Source organism: Terrabacter sp. Soil811 (genome assembly GCF_001429655.1).
In the GTDB taxonomy this organism is placed as follows: domain Bacteria; phylum Actinomycetota; class Actinomycetes; order Actinomycetales; family Dermatophilaceae; genus Terrabacter.
In genome coordinates this window covers 918,754-934,897 of record NZ_LMSX01000008.1, presented here as the reverse complement: position 1 = coordinate 934,897, position 16,144 = coordinate 918,754, and the positions used below count along the sequence as shown (strand labels likewise).

Below are 16,144 nucleotides of genomic sequence, written 5' to 3'. Positions count from 1 at the left end.
CACGCTGGGGAGTCCTCCCCATGGCCCCGCCGGGCGGCTCCCACCTACCGTGGGGCCCACCGTCGACAGGAGGCCGCCGTGCTCTACCGCAAGGGTGCAGACCCCGAAGTCCTGGAGCGCACCGCTCGCGAGCTCACGGCGTGCGCCACCGAGGTGGACGGCATCCGTGCGACCGGGACCCGGGCGCTCGCGGTCATCGGCCGCTCGTGGGGTGGCGACGACGCCCAGTCGGCCCAGGAGAGCTGGCGCTCCACCTCGGCGGCCCTGGCGGACCTCGGCTCGACACTCGAGACGATGTCGCGGCGCCTCACCGACAACGCGCGGGCGCAGCGAGGCACGAGCGGCGCCGACGGGGTGCTGCCCGGCCCGATCGGCTTCCCACCCCCGTTCCCAGGCCTGGGCGGGTCGGGCTCCGTCGGAGCCGACGCCACCGCCGAGCCGACCCCGCTCGGTGAGCAGGTGCGCGGGACGTCACCACAGGCCATCGACCTCGAGCTCGCCCACGTGGCCGACAACGTCTACCACCCGAGCGCGGTCGACGGCTGGACCCCGCTCGACGCCGACGCCCTCGAGGGGCTCGGCATCGACCCGGACACCCTCCACCGCCGCGACGGCTTCGACGCGGCCGTCTATCGCAACGACGAGGGCCAGTACGTCCTCGCCTTCGCCGGCACGTCCTCCCTCGCCGACTGGGGCACCAACCTCCAGCAAGGGGTCGGGGCGCTCAGCGGTCAGCACCTCCAGGCGATCGCGCTGGCCCAGGGCCTCGCCGGGGCGGTGGGCAGCGAGAACCTGGTGATCACCGGTCACTCCCTCGGTGGCGGTCTCGCGAGCACCGCCTCCGTCGCCACCGACATCCCCGCCGTGACGTTCAACGCCGCGGGCGTGCACCCCAACACCGTGCTGGCCGCGGGCGCCCTCGGCACGGGGGACGCCGGCTACTCCCCGGGCCAGATCCGCAACTACCACGTGCGCGGGGAGCTGCTCACGACGCTCCAGAACCCGCTCGGCTCCTTCGTCGACCACGTGCCCTTCGTCGGCGACGACCCGCTTCCGAACGCCTTGGGCACCCAGATCGCGGTCGACCCCACCCACGGGCCCGAGATCACGGTCTCGAAGTGGGCGGGGCTCGCTGGCACCTTCGCGCCGGCCGTCGTCGGCATCGATGCCGGGCTCGACGTCATCGGTTGGTCCAAGGACGCCCATGGAGGCGACTCCGTCGTCGACGCCATGGAGGCGAGCACCTACTTCGGCAAGCAGTGACCGACCACCACCGAGGCGGGACGGCGGCCCTTCAGCCGAGGTCGAGCCGGTCGACGACGAGGTCCGCGATGGCGAGCGATGCGGTCGCTGCCGGCGACGGCGCGTTGCGGATGCACAGGACGGAGCCGACGCGACTGAAACGGAAGTCCTCGACGAGCGCACCGTCCCGATCCATCGCCTGCGCCCGGACGCCGGCAGCAGCCGGCACGACATCTGCGTCGCCGATCGCAGGGACGTAGCGCCTGACCCGCTCGACGAACGCGTGACGGCTCAGCGACCCCAGGACCTCGTGCACGCCTGTCCGCAGGTTGGCGCGGGCGAACCGCAGGAACCCGCGGGACGAGACGAGCTCCCGGACGACGTCCAGGTCGACGTCGCGACGGCGGTAGCCCTCGCGAGCGGTCGCGAGCACGGCGTTCGGACCGAGCAGCACGCTGCCGTCGACGCGCTTCGTCAGATGGACCCCGAGGAACGGGTAGCGGGGGTCGGGTACCGGGTAGACGAGCCCGCGCACGAGGTGCTCGGCCGACGGCACGAGCCGGTGGTACTCGCCGCGGAACGGCACGATCGACGGGCTGGGGCCGTCGCCGGCCAGTCTCGCGAGACGGTCGGCGTGCAGCCCACCCGCGAGGACGACGCGGTCGGCGACGATGCGCCGCCCGTCGGCGGCACGCACGTCGACGCGAGTGCCGCGGTGGTCGAGTCCCGTGACCTCGAAGCCCGTGACGACCACGGCGCCGGCGGACGCCGCGTCCGCGAGCAGGGCCGCGGCGACGAGGGCGAAGTCGGTGATGGCCGTCGTGGGGGAGTGCAGCGCGGCGAGCCCCACGACGTGCGGCTCGACCTCACGCAGCTCACCCGGCCCGAGCCGACGCAGACCCGGCACACCATTGGTCCGGGCGCGTGCCTCGATGGTGCGGAGACCCTCGTCCTCGGCCTCGTCGAGTGCGACGACGAGCTTGCCCACCTCGTCGTACGGCAGACCCCGGTCGGCGCAGTAGCGGCGCAGACGCCGGACGCCCTCACGGGAGAGCGCCGCCTTCGCGGAGCCGGGCGCGTAGTAGAGACCGGCATGGACGACACCGCTGTTGCGGGACGTCTGGTGCCGACCCGTCGCCATCTCCTTCTCGACGACGGTCACCTCGGGGCGCGGCGTCGACAGGGTGAGCCTCCGGGCCACTGCCGACCCGACGATGCCGCCCCCACGACGACGACGTGGGGGCGGATCACCCGTCGCTCACCCTGCGGCCGCCGCCGCCCGCTCGGCCGCGTCGACGTCTGCCCGCGTCGGCGCAAGCACGTGGGCGGCATACGGATCCGGGTGACGGCGGAGGTAGACCTTGATGTACGGACACAGCGCGACGATGGATCGGCCCGACGCGAGCGTGGCGTCGAGGGCGTACGCGGCGAGGCGCCCGGCGAGGCCCTGGCCTTCGTACGCCGGACCGACCTCGGTGTGGAAGAAGACGACGCGTGCGGGCACCCCTGGTGTGGCACCGGGGACGACGGCGTAGCTCGCCACCCCGATGACACGGTCCCCGTCGCGCAGCTCGAAACGCCCGCGGTCGGGGTTGTCGGACACCTCGATGCCGTCGTGCGCGCCGTCGCCGGCCACCCAGCCCTCACCCGTCTGCTCGCTCATGGCCCCAGCATGGCAGGGTGGCCCCATGGCGAAGTACTTCGACGTGCACCCGGTGGACCCCCAGCCACGGGCGATCGGACAGGCGGTCGACATCCTGCGGTCCGGTGGGCTCATCGCCTACCCCACCGACTCCTGCTTCGCGCTCGGCTGCTCCCTCGACAACCCGGAGGGCAAGGAGCGCATCCTGCGGATCCGGCACCTCGACGACAAGCACCACTTCACGCTCGTCTGCTCGGACTTCGCCCAGCTGGGCCAGTTCGTGCACCTCGACAACTCGGTGTTCCGTGCCATCAAGGCCGTGACCCCCGGCCCGTACACCTTCATCCTGCCCGCGACGAAGGAGGTGCCGCGACGCCTGCTGCACGCGAAGAAGAAGACCGTGGGTGTGCGCATCCCCGAGCACCCCGTCGTCCGCGAGCTGCTCAGGGAGATGGGTGAGCCGATCCTCTCGAGCACGCTGCTCATGCCCGACGACGACGAGCCGATGACCGAGGGCTGGGAGATCAAGGACCGTCTCGACCACGTCATCGACGCCGTCATCGACTCGGGGGAGTGCGGCCTGGAGCCGACGACCGTCGTCGACTACTCCGATGGCTTCCCCGTCGTGACCCGCGTCGGGGCCGGGGACCCGAGCCCGTTCGAGTGACCTGCCCACGATGACGCCAGCGTGCCCCTGTCGCGCAGACGCCGGGTGCTGTTCAATCGGGCCATGAGCGACGCTGCGCACGACGTCCGACCGACGACGGAGTCGGTGAACTCGCTGCTCGCGGGGCTCGACGACCACGACCGCGAGACCATCGAGCTGAGGCTCGAGCGCTGGTCCGACGACCTCGTCGCGGCACTCATGGTCCTCTACCCCGAGCACGACGTCTCGGCGCTCGCGCTGCGCCTCGTCGAGAGCGCCGTGGCCGGCTACCGGCAGCGGTCACCCGAGCTGCGACGCCTGGACCAGCGCCGGCTGCTGCGGCCCGACTGGCTCCAGCAGCCGGACATGTTCGGCTACGCGTGCTACACCGACCGGTTCGCCGGCGACCTCAACGGCCTGCGCGGCAGAGTGGGCTACCTCCGCGACCTCGGTGTCAGCTACCTGCACCTCATGCCGCTCCTCCAGCCCCGAGAGGGGGACAACGACGGCGGCTACGCCGTCCAGGACTACCGCACCGTCCGGCCTGATCTCGGAGATGTCGAGGACCTGCGCCGGCTCGCGAGCGACCTTCGGGGGCAAGGCATCTCGCTGGTGCTGGACCTCGTGCTCAACCACGTGGCGCGCGAGCACGAGTGGGCCCGGCGTGCCCGGGCGGGGGAGTCGCACTACCGGGACTACTTCCACGTCTACCCCGACCGCGTCATGCCGGACGCGTACGAGCGCACACTGCCCGAGGTGTTCCCGGACTTCGCCCCCGGCAACTTCACGTGGGACGAGAAGCTTCGCGGCTGGGCGTGGACGACCTTCAACGAGTGGCAGTGGGACGTCAACTGGGCCAACCCCGACGTCCTCGTCGAGTACGCCGACATCGTCCTGTACCTGGCCAACCTCGGCGTCGAGGTGCTCCGGCTCGACGCCATCGCCTTCACGTGGAAGCGGCTCGGCACGAGCTGCCAGAACCAGCCGGAGGTCCACGCCGTCACGCAGGCGCTGCGTGCGGTGGCGCGCATCGCGTGCCCGGCGCTCGCGTTCAAGGCCGAGGCGATCGTCGGACCGCGTGACCTCGTGCAGTACCTCGGGCAGGGCGAGCACGCCGGCCGGGTCAGTGATCTCGCCTACCACAACAGCCTCATGGTGCAGGTCTGGTCGATGGTCGCGACGGGCAGCACCGGACTCACCAAGCAGGCCCTCTCGGCGCTCCCGACGACCCCACCGAGCGGCACGTGGATCTGCTACGTCCGGTGCCACGACGACATCGGGTGGGCCATCGACGACGGGGACGCGGCGTCAGCGGGTCTCGACGGCTATGCGCACCGCCGGTTCCTGTCCAACTGGTACTCGGGCGACCACCCCGGGTCCTGGGCGCACGGTCTGGTCTTCCAGCACAACGCTGCGACCGGCGACAAGCGGATCAGCGGCACGGCGGCATCGCTGACGGGGCTGGCCGACGCGGAGGCACGCGACGACGGGGACGGGATCGGTCAGGGACTGGCCCGCCTCTTCCTGGCCCACGCGGTCGTCGCCGGCTGGGGAGGTGTCCCCGTCGTGTGGAGCGGCGACGAGCTCGGCCTGCCGAACGACCCCGACTGGGCGCGCGAGCCCGGTCACGAGGACGACAACCGGTGGGCGCACCGGGAGCGGCTGGACTGGGCCGTCGCAGCGCGGCGCGGCGACCTCGACACCGTCTCCGGGAAGGTCTTCCAGGGCCTGCGCCATCTGGCGGGCGTGCGCGCGGGGCTGCCGCAGCTGCACGCCTCCGCGCAGACGAGGGTGATCCTCGAGACCGACGACGGGGTGCTGGCGGTCGTCCGCACGCACCCGAGCGGCTCGATGGTCTGCGTCTACAACGTCACGACGTCGTGGCAGACGGTCGAGGTCCGCCACTTCGCCGACGTCGGCATCGCGCACCCCTTCGACGCGCTCGGCGGCTACCCGGTCTTCGGTGGGGCGGACGGGCTGGCGTCCTTGAGCCCGTATGCCGCGTGGTGGATCGTCGAGGCCCCCGTGGACGTCGTGCACACCTGACGATCGAGCGCTCTTGATAAAGGTTGTGCGTTAACCTTTACCAAGGAGGTGTCATCGACATGGACACGACGTGGCCCGCGCTCGGCTCGACGACGGTCCGTTGGCAGCCCGTCGAGGGCCTGCTCGACCTCTCGCGACGCGCCCAGCGGTCCACACCGGCCACGTTCGAGGCGGCCGTCGTGCCCCCGATCGCCGGGGCCGGGCTCGTGCTGCCCGGAGACCTCGCCGCCGACCTCGACGAGGCCACCCGGCTGCTCGCCACCTTCGACGCCGGGGGAGCGGGGGAGATCGCCCCGTTCGCCTCGGTGCTGCTGCGGTCCGAGAGCGCGGCCAGCTCGCAGATCGAGAACCTCACCTCGTCCGCACGGGCCCTCGCCGAGGCCGAGATCGGCGAGGGCAACCGTGCCAACGCCGCCGTCATCCTCGGCAACGTCCGCACCATGCAGGCCGCGCTCGACCTCGCCGGGCGACTCGACGAGGAGGCTGTGCTCGCGATGCACCGGGCTCTCATGGCGCAGCAGTCGCTGCACCCGGCCGGCCGCTGGCGTGAGCAGCAGGTCTGGGTGGGTGGGTCTCCCCTCCACCCGGGGGAGGCGCAGTACGTACCGCCCGTGGCCTCCGACGTGCCGGCCCTGATGGCCGACCTCGTGACCTTCATGGACCGTGACGACCTGCCGCCGCTCGCGCACGCCGCCCTCGCGCACGCCCAGTTCGAGACGATCCACCCGTTCACCGACGGCAACGGCCGCACGGGTCGGGCGCTGCTCCACTCGGTCCTGCTCCACACGGGGGCGATCCGACGGGTCACCGTCCCGATCTCGGCCGGCCTCCTCGCCATCCGCGACGACTACTTCGACGCACTCACGGCCTACCGTGGGGGAGAGGTGGAGCCCATCCTGCGATGCGTGGCCGAGGCCGCGCGCAACGGCACCCACATCGGCGAGGGACTCGTCGTGACACTCCGACAGGTGCGCGCCGACTGGGCGTCGAAGGTCACGGCGAGAGCCGGCTCCGCGGCCTGGTCGATGCTCGACCTGCTGCTGCGCCAGCCCGTCGTCACGGCGCGGGTCGTCGTGCGCGAGCTCGGGGTCTCGGCCCCCACGGCACAGGCCGCCCTGCAGCGGCTCGTCGACGACGGCATCCTGCTCGAGTCGACCGGGCACCGACGCAACCGCGTCTACCGCGCCCCGACGGTGCTCCGCGCGCTTGATGCGTACGCCGCGGGTCTAGGCCGCCGCATGCGTTGATGAATTCCGTTGCAGCACAATGCAATTCGCCCATAATCGACATTATGCAAACCAGTCGTGAGGTGCGTCCCGGCGTCGAGCAGGTCGACGCCGGGGACGCACTCGGCTCAGAAGGCCTTCGGGACGAGCGGGATCTTGACCGCCTCGACGCGCTTGACCTGTCCCACCGTGCCCGCGGTGGCCCCGTCCCTGACCGACAGCTGCCAGCCGACGTCCTGCACGTTCGCGCGGTACTCGACGTGACCGGCGAAGGGCAGGCGAGCCGTGGACATCCGCAGGGCCTCGAGAGGCAGGGTCAGCTGGGGGATGGTGGCAGCGAGGCGTCGATCCACGCACCATGCGGGTGACAGGTCCCGAGGACCGTGGGAGGGAGCGCGTGTCCGTGGCGCCAGCGCTGCAGGCCGAGCACGGTGTTCCCTTCCACGGGAAACTCGGGCCCGTCGAGGCCCGGAACGCACCCGCCCGGCTCGGCGGTGAGCCACGACAGGTGGGAGACGGTCCCGGCCAGCTCGTCGAGGACCGCGGCCAGGTCGCGACGACGCGGTGCGGGGAGGTAGGTCATCGCCCACGAGCTGAGGACCACGACGTGCGCGCCGTCGCCGGCGTCAGTGCGCGCGAGCGTCACCGCGTCGGTCAGTCGGTCGACCATGTCGCCACGGAGCACCGTGGGGGGGTCGGGGCGGAGCAGGTCGGCAGCCGCGCGGAAGCGCTCGATGCGGCCCGGGACCTCCGGCCAGAGGCACGCCTCGAGCCAGCGCACCTCGTCGACGGACGCGAGGTCGACGGGCTCGAGATCCACGCCGACGCGACCACGCACGGCGGGCAGCGCAGCCCCGGCCGCCGTGAGCAGCGCCCCGACGCCGGAACGGTCCTCACCCGAGCACCGGACCGCAGAGGCGCCGTCGCCCAAAAGTGCCGACCCGGTGGGCGAGGACAGCTCGACGGCGTACTGGTCGACGCCGAGCAGCAGGCCGGCGCTCGCACCGAGCTCGACGATGGCGAGCGGGACGTCGCCGGAGTCGACTGTCGCCGCAGCGAGCCCTACGGCGACGTAGACGGCTCGGTTCACCTCGTTGGTCTGGGTGCCGTGCGTCGCAATGAGCCGGGTCAGCTCGTCGACGTGGTCGAGGACCGTCCGCCGCACGTCGGGCCACGGATCGCCCGTCGCAACGCTCGCCGCCCCGGTGACACTCGGATACCACCGGGCCGCAGGCAGATCCGGTTTGCACAGGACGAGGTGGTGCAGGGCGGCGAGCCAGAGAACGGGACGAGCCTGCCCGGGCCTGGCCGCGAGCAGCAGCGACGCGGTCTCGTCGTCGTGGGCGACGTGTCGGCAGACGGTCGAGTAGAGCGGAAGAGCGGCATACTCCGTCGCGAACTCGCTGAAGCGCCGCTGGATCCTCGCCAGCCGAACGGGGTCCGGTGACGATCGCACCGGGTCAGGCACCGGTGGCACCGTCGACGCGCTCACGCACGAGGTCGGCGTGGCCGTTGTGCCGGGCGTACTCACCGATGAGGTGGAGGTAGACGAAGCGCAGCGAGAAGGGGTCGCCCCCGGACTCGACGACGACCGACCGCTCGACCAGCTGCTCGCCCGTCAGGCCCGAGCACTTGGACAGCAGCGTCGAGCGGTGCCAGGCGAGCATCTCGGGCAACATCTGCGCCTCGGGCGCGACGAGGGAGCCACCCGGCCGCTCGACGTCCGGCGCCGTCCAGGGAGTCTCGGGTTCACCGGTCACGTCGACACGCCTCCTGACGCGGAATCGACTGACTGAGAACGTGATTCACGCTCGAGCAGGACGATGACCTCATGGTGCGACGTCTGGGGGAACATGTCGAAGAGACGCGCCTCGCGAGCCCGGTAGGACGGCATGCGAGCCAGGTCACGGGCCAGGCTGTCGACGTTGCAGCTCGAGTAGGTCACGTGCGTGGCGCCGGAGCCCTCGAGCCATCGGGTCAGGTCCGGGCCGATCCCGCGACGCGGCGGGTTGACGACGACCATCGTCCGGTCGGATCCCGGCAGGTCCCGGTCGAGCGCCTCGACGTCCGTGGCGTCGCCGGCACGGAACTCCAGCCGGCCGAGGTCAGGGTGTTCGGCGCGCAACCGGGACGCACTGGTCTCGGCGCTGCGCACGGCCTCGGCCGAGACCTCGACGCCGATGACGTGGGAAGCGCCTGCTCGCGCGCAGTGCAGCGCGAATCCGCCCACGCCGCAGTAGAGGTCGAGGACCGTGGTGGGGTCGACGGTGCGCGTCCAGGCCTGCGCCTGGTGGTAGAGGCCGGCGGCGACCGTGGTGTTGGTCTGGAAGAAGCTGTTGGGGCGCAGGTGGAGGACCACGTCGCCGACGGGCATCGCGAGGTCATCGCTCTCGGTCAGGACGATCTCGGTGTCACCTTCGAGGACGGCCTTGTGCTCCGGCTGGAGGTTCACCGTGACGACCGACACCTCAGGCAGCCGGGTCCGGAGCGACGACAGACGAGACTCGAGCAGGGCCAGGTGACGGCGGGACCGCAGGACGAGCCGGAGCATGACGTCCCCGGTGGGGGAGAGGGTGAGGATGAGGTGCTTCAGCTCGCCGCGGCCGGCGGCCACGTCGTACGGCTCCAGGCCGATCTCGTCGACGGCGGACGCGAGCCGGGGGATGAGGCGCTGAAGCGGCGGCTCGTACAGACCGCAGCCACGCAGGTCGACGCCGTTCGCGTCGGCGTCGAGGATCCCGACGGTCACCGCGCCGGTGACGCCACCGACGACGAGCTTGGCCTTGTTGCGGAAGGCCGACTCGGCGCTGGGGAAGGGGTCGAGCCATGCGACGTCTGGGGCCACGTCGGCGAGGGCGCGTCGGCAGCGCTCGTCCTTGTCGGCGAGCTGGACGGCATACGGCACACCCATGAGGGCACAGGAGCGGCAGCGGCCGGCGTCGAAGTAGTCGCACTGCATCACGAGCAAGGCTACGGCGCAGCAGCATGGTCCAGGACCACGGGTGGAGCGCGGTCTCCGGGGAGGGCCTTCTCCAGCCAAAGTGACATAATGTCGATTATCGGCGTTATGGGGGAAGCAGCGAGAGCGCTTCGCCTTGGACCGGCACACCAAAAAGGAAGGAGCGTCGCGCGCTTCCTTCCACTTCCAACGTATAGCGCACCCGGGGTCTTGCGGCAAGACCCCCGTCGTCACCGAGAATCACTGGCCGACACCAGAAACCTCGGGACGGAGCCCACTGCGTGAACCCGCTGACGACCAGCGCCTTCGACCTTCGCGACCACCTGGCACCCAAGGCCGACCCGGCCCTCATCGCCCACGACGACCTCCACTTCGCCGCGATCGCCGAGACCCTCGACGCGACGGTCGCCGAGCTGTCCGACCGTCTCGACGCAGCCCGTCGGGCACCGGCACGCACCGGCCAGGCCGCGCTCGACCGTGACCAGGAGGTCCACCGCCTCACCGCCCGCCTGCGGACGCTGCGCCGCTACGGCATCGACCTCTGCCTCGGTCACATCGTCCCCGAGAACGATTCTCACCCTGTGTACATCGGCCGTCTCGGGCTCTCCGACACCGCCGGACGCCGGCTGCTCCTGGACTGGCGCTCCCCTGCAGCCGAACCGTTCTTCGGCGCCACCCACGGCAACCCCATGGGTCTCGCGAGCCGCCGCCGCTACCGCTGGACCCGGGGACGCGTCAGCGACTACTGGGACGAGGTGTTCACCACCGATGGTCTGCACGGACGCGTGGCCCTCGACGACGAGTCCGCCTTCATCGCCTCGCTCGGCGCGAGCCGCTCGCCGCGCATGCGGGACGTCCTGAGCACCATCGCGGCCGACCAGGACGCCATCATCCGCGCGGGCTCCCGAGGCGCGCACGTCGTCGACGGAGGCCCGGGCACGGGCAAGACGGTCGTCGCGCTCCACCGGACGGCATACCTGCTCTACTCCGACCCGCGCCTCGGCCACCGCCGGGGCGGCGTGCTCTTCGTCGGCCCGCACGAGCCCTACCTCGCCTACGTCTCCGACGTGCTGCCCAGTCTCGGCGAGGAAGGTGTGCAGACGTGCACGCTGCGCGACCTCGTTCCCGAGGGTGACGCGGCGGCCCCCGAGACCGACCCGGAGGTGGCCCGGCTCAAGGCGTCCATGGACCTCGTCCGGGCCATCGAGCCGGCCGTGGCGCTCTACGAGGAGCCGCCGACCCGCGGCATGGAGGTCGTGACGCCGTGGGCGGACGTGTGGCTCTCCCCTGCCGACTGGGCCGAGGCCTGCACCGCAGCTCTCGGCACGCCGCACAACGAGGCCCGCGACGACGTGTGGGAGGCGTTGCTGACGATCCTCGTCGAGCGGCACGACCTCGAGGACCGGATCGACGACGACGGCGCCGACGTCGAGCTCGAGGCCACCCCCGCCATGGTGCGGCGCTCGCTCGAGCAGAACCGGGAGCTGCGCACGCTGTTCGACCGGACGTGGCCGCTCCTCGATGCCGCGGACCTCGTCGGCGACCTCTGGACCGTCCCCGCCTACCTGCGTCGGTGCGCCCCCACCCTGACGGTCGAGCAGGTGCGCCGGCTGCAGCGCGCCGAGCCGGACGCGTGGACGGCGTCGGACCTCCCCCTGCTCGACGCGGCCCGGATGCGGCTCGGCGACCCGGAGGTCTCGAGACGCCGACGACAGCGTGAGGCGGCCCTCGCGGCGGAGCGCGCCGAACGCGCCACGGTCGTCGAGCACCTCATCGCCTCGGACGACTCCGACATGCACGTCATGTCGATGCTGCGAGGTGACGACCTCCGCAGCGCCCTCGACGACAACGACGGGACGACCGTCGACCCCGACCTGCTGGCCGGCCCGTTCGCCCACGTCGTCGTGGACGAGGCCCAGGAGCTGACCGACGCGGAATGGCAGATGCTCCTGTCCCGCTGCCCGTCGCGGAGTCTCACCATCGTCGGCGACCGCGCCCAGGCCCGGCACGGGTTCACGGAGACGTGGCAGGAGCGACTGAGTCGCGTGGGTCTCGACCGGGTCACGCTGTCGTCACTCACCATCAACTACCGCACTCCGGAAGAGGTCATGCTCGAGGCCGAGCCCGTCATCCGTGCCGCGCTCCCGGACGCGAACGTGCCCACCTCGATCCGCGAGAGCGGCGTGCCCGTTCAGCACGGCCCGGCCGCCGACCTCGAGGCGGTGCTCGGGACGTGGCTCGACGCGCACCCAGACGGAACGGCCTGCGTCATCGGCGCCCCCGGCCTCGAGGAGCGGGCTCGGGTGCGGTCGCTCAGCCCGACGCTCTCCAAGGGACTCGAGTTCGACCTCGTCGTGCTCGTCGATCCGGACGCCTTCGGTGACGGCATCGAAGGCGCCGTCGACCGCTACGTCGCCATGACACGCGCGACCCAGCAGCTCGTCGTCCTCACTCAGGGGTGACCTCGCCCGGGTCGGCCCGGCCGCCCGGCTCGAGCACGGCGAGCCACGCGCGCAGCAGCTCCTCCAACCCGGCGCGCTGCCGAGGTTCGAGACCGGCCAGCAGGGACTCGTCGCCGGCCATGACGTCCGCGAAGATGCCGTCGAGCCGGGCGAGTCCCTCCGGGGTGAGCTGCACGTGCACGGTGCGCCGGTCCGGCTCCTCCCGGACTCGCTCGACGAAGCCGAGCACCTCCATGGCCTGGACGCGCTGCGTCGTCGCGCCGGCCGTGACGCGGCAGCGCCGGGACAGCTCGCCCGCGGTGAGCCGGAACGGCGCGCCACTGCGTCTCAACGTCGCGAGGACGTCGAGGTGGCTCTGCTCGAGGCCGTGGGTGGCCAGCACGTGGGCCCGGTGGTCCATGACGATCGCGGCGAGCCGCACGACCGGCGTGATGATCCCGATCGACGACACGTCCACGTCGGGCCTCTCCCGCTGCCAGGCCTGGATGATCCGCCCCACCTGGTCACCCGACGCGCTTCCCATCCCAATACTTTAGGGCTAAACGAGAGGCCCCGCTCCGATCGACGGTGGGACGATTCCGTGAGGGAAAGGAAGCCGCATGGACCTCTCCACGTTCTATGCCGTCGTCTCGGCCACGTGCTTCACGCTCGTCGGGCTCTGGTGGTCCGCCCTGGACCGCCGGCGTGAGCTGCTCGCCGGGGAGGAGACCCGTCGGCTCGTGGGCGGCGTCTACCTCACCTTCCTGCTCCCCGGCCTCATGGGCCTCTTCGCGCAGGTCGCACCCACCCAGCCCTGGCTCTGGCGCTCGACCTTCGGGCTCGTCGCCCTCGTCGGTGCCTGGTCGACCCTGCGGCTCGTCCGCGCCGACCGCGGCCCCCTCGGGTCGGACGGCTCGGGACTCCGGGGCCCCTTCCGGCGGCACCGCTGGCTGGTCGCGGTGCTCTACGCCGTCATCGTCCTGGTCGCCGCTGCGCCCGAGCTGGGCGGCGCCGTCGGTCTCAGTGGGCTGCAGACGGCCGCCCTCGCCGTCGTCTGCCTCGTCGTGCTCGCACACGGTCTGGCGTGGGAGCTGCTGACGACGACACCCGACGTCCAGCAGCACCCCCTCCCCTCCCCTGCCACGGACTGAGCAGGGGAGGCGGAAGAGCGGGGGGCTCAGGTGGTCGCCTAGGCCGTGTCGTCGTTGACGAAGGACGTCTGGGCCAGCGGGTGACGACCTCCTGACGCCCGCGAGGTCGACCGCTGAGAGGGCGTATGCCGTCCGCTGACCCCGGGCGCCCGACGCTGCGGCGTGTTTCGGCCTCTCCCCCTGCCCGCGTGCCGCCCCGTGTGGGACAGTCCTCGCATGTCCAACGCCGTCGTCAACGCCGCGCGACCGGAGACTCGGGAGCAGCGGGCCTGGTACTGGTACGACTGGGCCAACTCGGCCTACGTCACGACCACTGCGACGGTGCTCATGAGCCCGTACCTCACGTCCGTGGCGGAGCAGGCGGCCTGCCCCGGGCTGCCGGACGGCCAGGACTGCACGACCAACCTCTCGGTGCTCGGCATCCCGGTGGCGCCGGGCTCGCTGTGGTTCTTCACCGTGACCTTCACGACGATCCTGTCGGCGATCGTCCTCATCTTCATCGGCGCCATCGCCGACCGCAGTCCCCGACCGACTCGGCTCTTCGCCGGCTTCGCGTGGGCGGGCGCCCTGGCGGCGAGCCTCATGTTCTTCGTCGCCGGCACGAACTGGCAGCTGGGCGCCGTCCTCGTCGTCGTGGCCGGCATCTGCCTCGGGTCCTCGCTCGTGATCTACGACTCGATCCTGTGCCGCATCGCCAACGAGAACGAGCGCGACCGGGTCTCCTCGAAGGGCTGGGCGTTCGGCTATCTCGGCGGCGGCATCCTGCTCGCGCTCAACTTCGCCCTCGACTTCTTCCACGAGGACCTCGGGCTCGACCGAGCCCTGTCCACACGCATCAGCATCCTGTCCGCGGGTCTCTGGTGGGCCGGCTTCACGATCATCCCGTACCTCGGACTGCGCCACCTGACCGGCACGGTCGAGACCCCCGTCGAGCGTTCGGCCGGCATCGTCCGCGGCAGCATCGCGCAGCTGCGCAGCACCTTCCGCGACCTCGCCAACTACCCGCAGACGAAGCTGTTCCTCGTCGCCTACCTCTTCTTCAACGACGGCATCCAGACGGTCATCGGCAGCTCGAGCGTCTACGGGTCCAAGGAGCTCGGCTTCTCCGAGACGACCGTGCTCGGCGTGTTCCTCTTCGTGCAGTTCGTCGCGTTCCTCGGTGCGCGGCTCTTCGGCCGGGTGGCCGCCTCGATCGGGGCCTGGCGCACGATCCTCTACGGCATCGGCCTCTGGACGGTCGTCGTCGTCTTCGCCTTCCTCCTGCCGTCGAAGTCGCTCGTCATCTTCCTCGCGCTCGCCCTGCTCATCGGCCTCGTGCTCGGCGGCACGCAGGCCCTGTCGCGGTCGCTCTACAGCCAGCTCATTCCCCGCGGCCGCGAGGCGGAGTACTTCAGCCTCTACCAGGCCATGGAGCGCGGCACGAGCTGGTTCGGGACGCTCATCTTCGGCCTCGTCTACCAGTTCACCCTCAGCTACCGCTGGGCGATCATCGCGCTCATCGTCTTCTTCGCGATCGGCGGCGTGCTCCTGTCGAAGGTGCGGATGCGCGAAGGCATCGTGCAGGCCGGCAACCCGGTTCCCGCCGTCATCTGAGAAACGCCTACAATTCGCCGCCCGCCGGGGAACAAGTCAACCGTTCCGCTCGTTCAAGCGTCTGTGAGGGTAAGACACCAGCGAGGTGTCACAAGGGCATACGTCTTGGAGGGGTCCACATGGCCGATCGAGCACTACGCGGTTCCAACCTCGGCGCGAGGAGCATGGAGTCCGACGAGAACGTCGTCCCGAGTGAGCGTCAGCTCACCGTCTACGTCTGCGCCGACGGTCACCGCACCGAGCTCCCGTTCTCGATCGAGGCCGACGTGCCTCCCACGTGGGAGTGCCGCTGCGGACTCGACGCGAAGCTGCAGGGCGGCGGACCCGAGCCGGAGGCCAAGCCGGTCAAGCACCAGCGCACGCACTGGGACATGCTCCTCGAGCGTCGTTCCATCCCCGAGCTGGAGGAGCTCCTCGAGGAGCGCCTGACGCTCCTGCGTGAGTCGCGTGGCGAGAAGCCGCGACGCCGCAAGACCGCCTGACCTCCCCAGAGCGCACCACCGAGGAGCCCGCCCCGTTCGTGGAGGCGGGCTTTTCGCTGCCCGCAGGCTCTGAGCCCGGCTTCTCGCGTGCCGCAGGCCGTATGCCGTCGTCCCCGGTTCGAGATCGTGCCAGCGAGGTGCGTGGCGGGATCACCTCGAACCCGGCGACGCAGAGGGACGAGCGCGCGGGGCTCAGTCCTCGTCGTCGATGATCTCGCCCTCGACGACCTCGTCGCTCGTCGACGAGCGCTGCGGGCCATGGGGTGTCTGCTCCTGCTCCCAGGCGGGCGTCGCGGGCTGTCCGGACACCGTGGGCCCGGCGAACCGCTCGGTCTGGGCGAGCAGGCGGCGTGAGATGACCGCAGCGAGCATGCTGCGCGCGACCGGCCGCGTGAACGGGAGCACGAGGACGAGGCCGAGCACGTCGGTGACGAAACCCGGCAGGACGAGCAGGCTGCCGCCGACGAGCACGACGACGCCGTCGGCGATCTCGCGGGCCGGCATCCGGCCACTGCGCACAGCCTGCTCGAGCGCGCGCCAGGCCCGGCCGCCCTCGCGACGGATCAGCCACGCCCCGAGGAGCGAGGTCGCGACGAGCAGCAGGAACGTCGGCCAGCCGCCGATGGCCTGGCCGACGGCGACGATGACGACGATCTCGATGACCGGCAGGAGCAGCAGCGCGACGACCGCCAGACGCGTCAGGCGCACCCGCCTGA

16 protein-coding genes are annotated in these 16,144 nt (G+C 71.4%); 8 read left to right on the top strand and 8 right to left on the bottom strand.

The window, feature by feature from the left end; all coding sequences use genetic code 11:
* Positions 1–78 precede the first annotated feature (78 nt).
* Positions 79–1,263, top strand: a complete 1,185-nt coding sequence (locus ASH01_RS14720) for a WXG100 family type VII secretion target (RefSeq protein ID WP_056777110.1) — start codon at positions 79–81, stop codon at positions 1,261–1,263.
* Positions 1,264–1,294: 31 nt separating this feature from the next.
* On the opposite strand, the gene lhgO is transcribed toward ASH01_RS14720, so the two are convergent.
* Positions 1,295–2,443 carry an L-2-hydroxyglutarate oxidase gene (gene lhgO / locus ASH01_RS14715; RefSeq protein ID WP_235509620.1) on the bottom strand — a complete coding sequence of 383 codons (1,149 nt, stop codon included), beginning with the start codon at positions 2,441–2,443 and terminating at the stop codon, positions 1,295–1,297.
* Positions 2,444–2,500: 57 nt separating this feature from the next.
* Positions 2,501–2,905 (bottom strand): GNAT family N-acetyltransferase, encoded by a 405-nt coding sequence (locus tag ASH01_RS14710; protein ID WP_056777105.1) that lies wholly within the window; start codon positions 2,903–2,905, stop codon positions 2,501–2,503.
* A 25-nt stretch (positions 2,906–2,930) separates the two neighbouring features.
* Here ASH01_RS14710 and ASH01_RS14705 point away from each other — a divergent pair, with 25 nt between their 5' ends.
* From ASH01_RS14705 to ASH01_RS14695, 3 genes are all read left to right on the top strand, one after another.
* Positions 2,931–3,551: an L-threonylcarbamoyladenylate synthase gene (locus ASH01_RS14705; RefSeq protein ID WP_056777102.1), complete on the top strand. Its 621-nt coding sequence runs from the start codon at positions 2,931–2,933 to the stop codon at positions 3,549–3,551.
* A gap of 63 nt (positions 3,552–3,614) precedes the next feature.
* Positions 3,615–5,576 carry an amylosucrase gene (locus ASH01_RS14700; protein ID WP_056777794.1) on the top strand — a complete coding sequence of 654 codons (1,962 nt, stop codon included), beginning with the start codon at positions 3,615–3,617 and terminating at the stop codon, positions 5,574–5,576.
* A 59-nt stretch (positions 5,577–5,635) separates the two neighbouring features.
* Complete coding sequence (locus ASH01_RS14695; protein ID WP_056777100.1) at positions 5,636–6,823, top strand: Fic family protein; 1,188 nt, start codon at positions 5,636–5,638, stop codon at positions 6,821–6,823.
* A 107-nt stretch (positions 6,824–6,930) separates the two neighbouring features.
* Here the strand turns inward: ASH01_RS14695 and ASH01_RS22585 are convergent, their stop codons facing one another.
* From ASH01_RS22585 to ASH01_RS14680, 4 genes are read right to left on the bottom strand one after another with little or no spacing between them, the layout of a single operon-like run.
* Positions 6,931–7,095, bottom strand: coding sequence for a hypothetical protein (locus ASH01_RS22585; protein WP_082619852.1), 165 nt, complete (start codon positions 7,093–7,095; stop codon positions 6,931–6,933).
* Between the two features lie 23 nt (positions 7,096–7,118).
* The gene (locus ASH01_RS14690; RefSeq protein ID WP_235509619.1) at positions 7,119–8,258 is read right to left on the bottom strand and encodes a DUF2332 domain-containing protein; all 1,140 of its coding nucleotides are present in this window, start codon (positions 8,256–8,258) and stop codon (positions 7,119–7,121) included.
* A gap of 4 nt (positions 8,259–8,262) precedes the next feature.
* Positions 8,263–8,562 (bottom strand): mycothiol transferase, encoded by a 300-nt coding sequence (locus ASH01_RS23855; RefSeq protein ID WP_056777095.1) that lies wholly within the window; start codon positions 8,560–8,562, stop codon positions 8,263–8,265.
* Positions 8,559–9,761 (bottom strand): methyltransferase domain-containing protein, encoded by a 1,203-nt coding sequence (locus ASH01_RS14680; RefSeq protein WP_056777791.1) that lies wholly within the window; start codon positions 9,759–9,761, stop codon positions 8,559–8,561. Before ASH01_RS14680 ends, ASH01_RS23855 begins: the two co-directional genes overlap by 4 nt.
* 281 nt (positions 9,762–10,042) lie before the next feature.
* Here ASH01_RS14680 and helR point away from each other — a divergent pair, with 281 nt between their 5' ends.
* Entirely contained in the window at positions 10,043–12,223 is a 2,181-nt protein-coding gene (gene helR / locus ASH01_RS14675; protein ID WP_056777092.1) for an RNA polymerase recycling motor ATPase HelR, read from the top strand.
* Here helR and ASH01_RS14670 read toward each other — a convergent pair.
* Positions 12,210–12,746 (bottom strand): MarR family winged helix-turn-helix transcriptional regulator, encoded by a 537-nt coding sequence (locus tag ASH01_RS14670; RefSeq protein WP_056777090.1) that lies wholly within the window; start codon positions 12,744–12,746, stop codon positions 12,210–12,212. The two genes, helR and ASH01_RS14670, sit on opposite strands and share 14 nt — an antisense overlap.
* A 76-nt stretch (positions 12,747–12,822) precedes the next feature.
* On the opposite strand from ASH01_RS14670, the gene ASH01_RS14665 reads away from it, so the two are divergent.
* From ASH01_RS14665 to ASH01_RS14655, 3 genes are all read left to right on the top strand, one after another.
* Positions 12,823–13,353, top strand: coding sequence for a hypothetical protein (locus ASH01_RS14665; protein ID WP_056777087.1), 531 nt, complete (start codon positions 12,823–12,825; stop codon positions 13,351–13,353).
* Between the two features lie 216 nt (positions 13,354–13,569).
* Positions 13,570–14,946 carry an MFS transporter gene (locus ASH01_RS14660; RefSeq protein WP_056777083.1) on the top strand — a complete coding sequence of 459 codons (1,377 nt, stop codon included), beginning with the start codon at positions 13,570–13,572 and terminating at the stop codon, positions 14,944–14,946.
* A gap of 119 nt (positions 14,947–15,065) precedes the next feature.
* Positions 15,066–15,428, top strand: a complete 363-nt coding sequence (locus tag ASH01_RS14655; RefSeq protein ID WP_028785601.1) for an RNA polymerase-binding protein RbpA — start codon at positions 15,066–15,068, stop codon at positions 15,426–15,428.
* Between the two features lie 192 nt (positions 15,429–15,620).
* On the opposite strand, the gene ASH01_RS14650 is transcribed toward ASH01_RS14655, so the two are convergent.
* The gene (locus ASH01_RS14650) at positions 15,621–16,136 is read right to left on the bottom strand and encodes an FxsA family protein (RefSeq protein ID WP_056777081.1); all 516 of its coding nucleotides are present in this window, start codon (positions 16,134–16,136) and stop codon (positions 15,621–15,623) included.
* Between the last annotated feature and the right edge of the window lie 8 nt (positions 16,137–16,144).

Excerpts from the sequence above, each read along its gene's own strand:
- ASH01_RS14710 (WP_056777105.1), bottom strand. The coding sequence starts at position 2,905 with ATGAGCGAGCAGACGGGTGAGGGCTGGGTGGCCGGCGACGGCGCGCAC.
- ASH01_RS14705 (WP_056777102.1), top strand. The coding sequence starts at position 2,931 with ATGGCGAAGTACTTCGACGTGCACCCGGTGGACCCCCAGCCACGGGCG.
- ASH01_RS14700 (WP_056777794.1), top strand. The coding sequence starts at position 3,615 with ATGAGCGACGCTGCGCACGACGTCCGACCGACGACGGAGTCGGTGAAC.
- ASH01_RS14695 (WP_056777100.1), top strand. The coding sequence starts at position 5,636 with ATGGACACGACGTGGCCCGCGCTCGGCTCGACGACGGTCCGTTGGCAG.
- ASH01_RS22585 (WP_082619852.1), bottom strand. The coding sequence starts at position 7,095 with ATGTCCACGGCTCGCCTGCCCTTCGCCGGTCACGTCGAGTACCGCGCG.
- ASH01_RS14680 (WP_056777791.1), bottom strand. The coding sequence starts at position 9,761 with ATGCAGTGCGACTACTTCGACGCCGGCCGCTGCCGCTCCTGTGCCCTC.
- ASH01_RS14670 (WP_056777090.1), bottom strand. The coding sequence starts at position 12,746 with ATGGGAAGCGCGTCGGGTGACCAGGTGGGGCGGATCATCCAGGCCTGG.
- ASH01_RS14665 (WP_056777087.1), top strand. The coding sequence starts at position 12,823 with ATGGACCTCTCCACGTTCTATGCCGTCGTCTCGGCCACGTGCTTCACG.
- ASH01_RS14660 (WP_056777083.1), top strand. The coding sequence starts at position 13,570 with ATGTCCAACGCCGTCGTCAACGCCGCGCGACCGGAGACTCGGGAGCAG.
- ASH01_RS14655 (WP_028785601.1), top strand. The coding sequence starts at position 15,066 with ATGGCCGATCGAGCACTACGCGGTTCCAACCTCGGCGCGAGGAGCATG.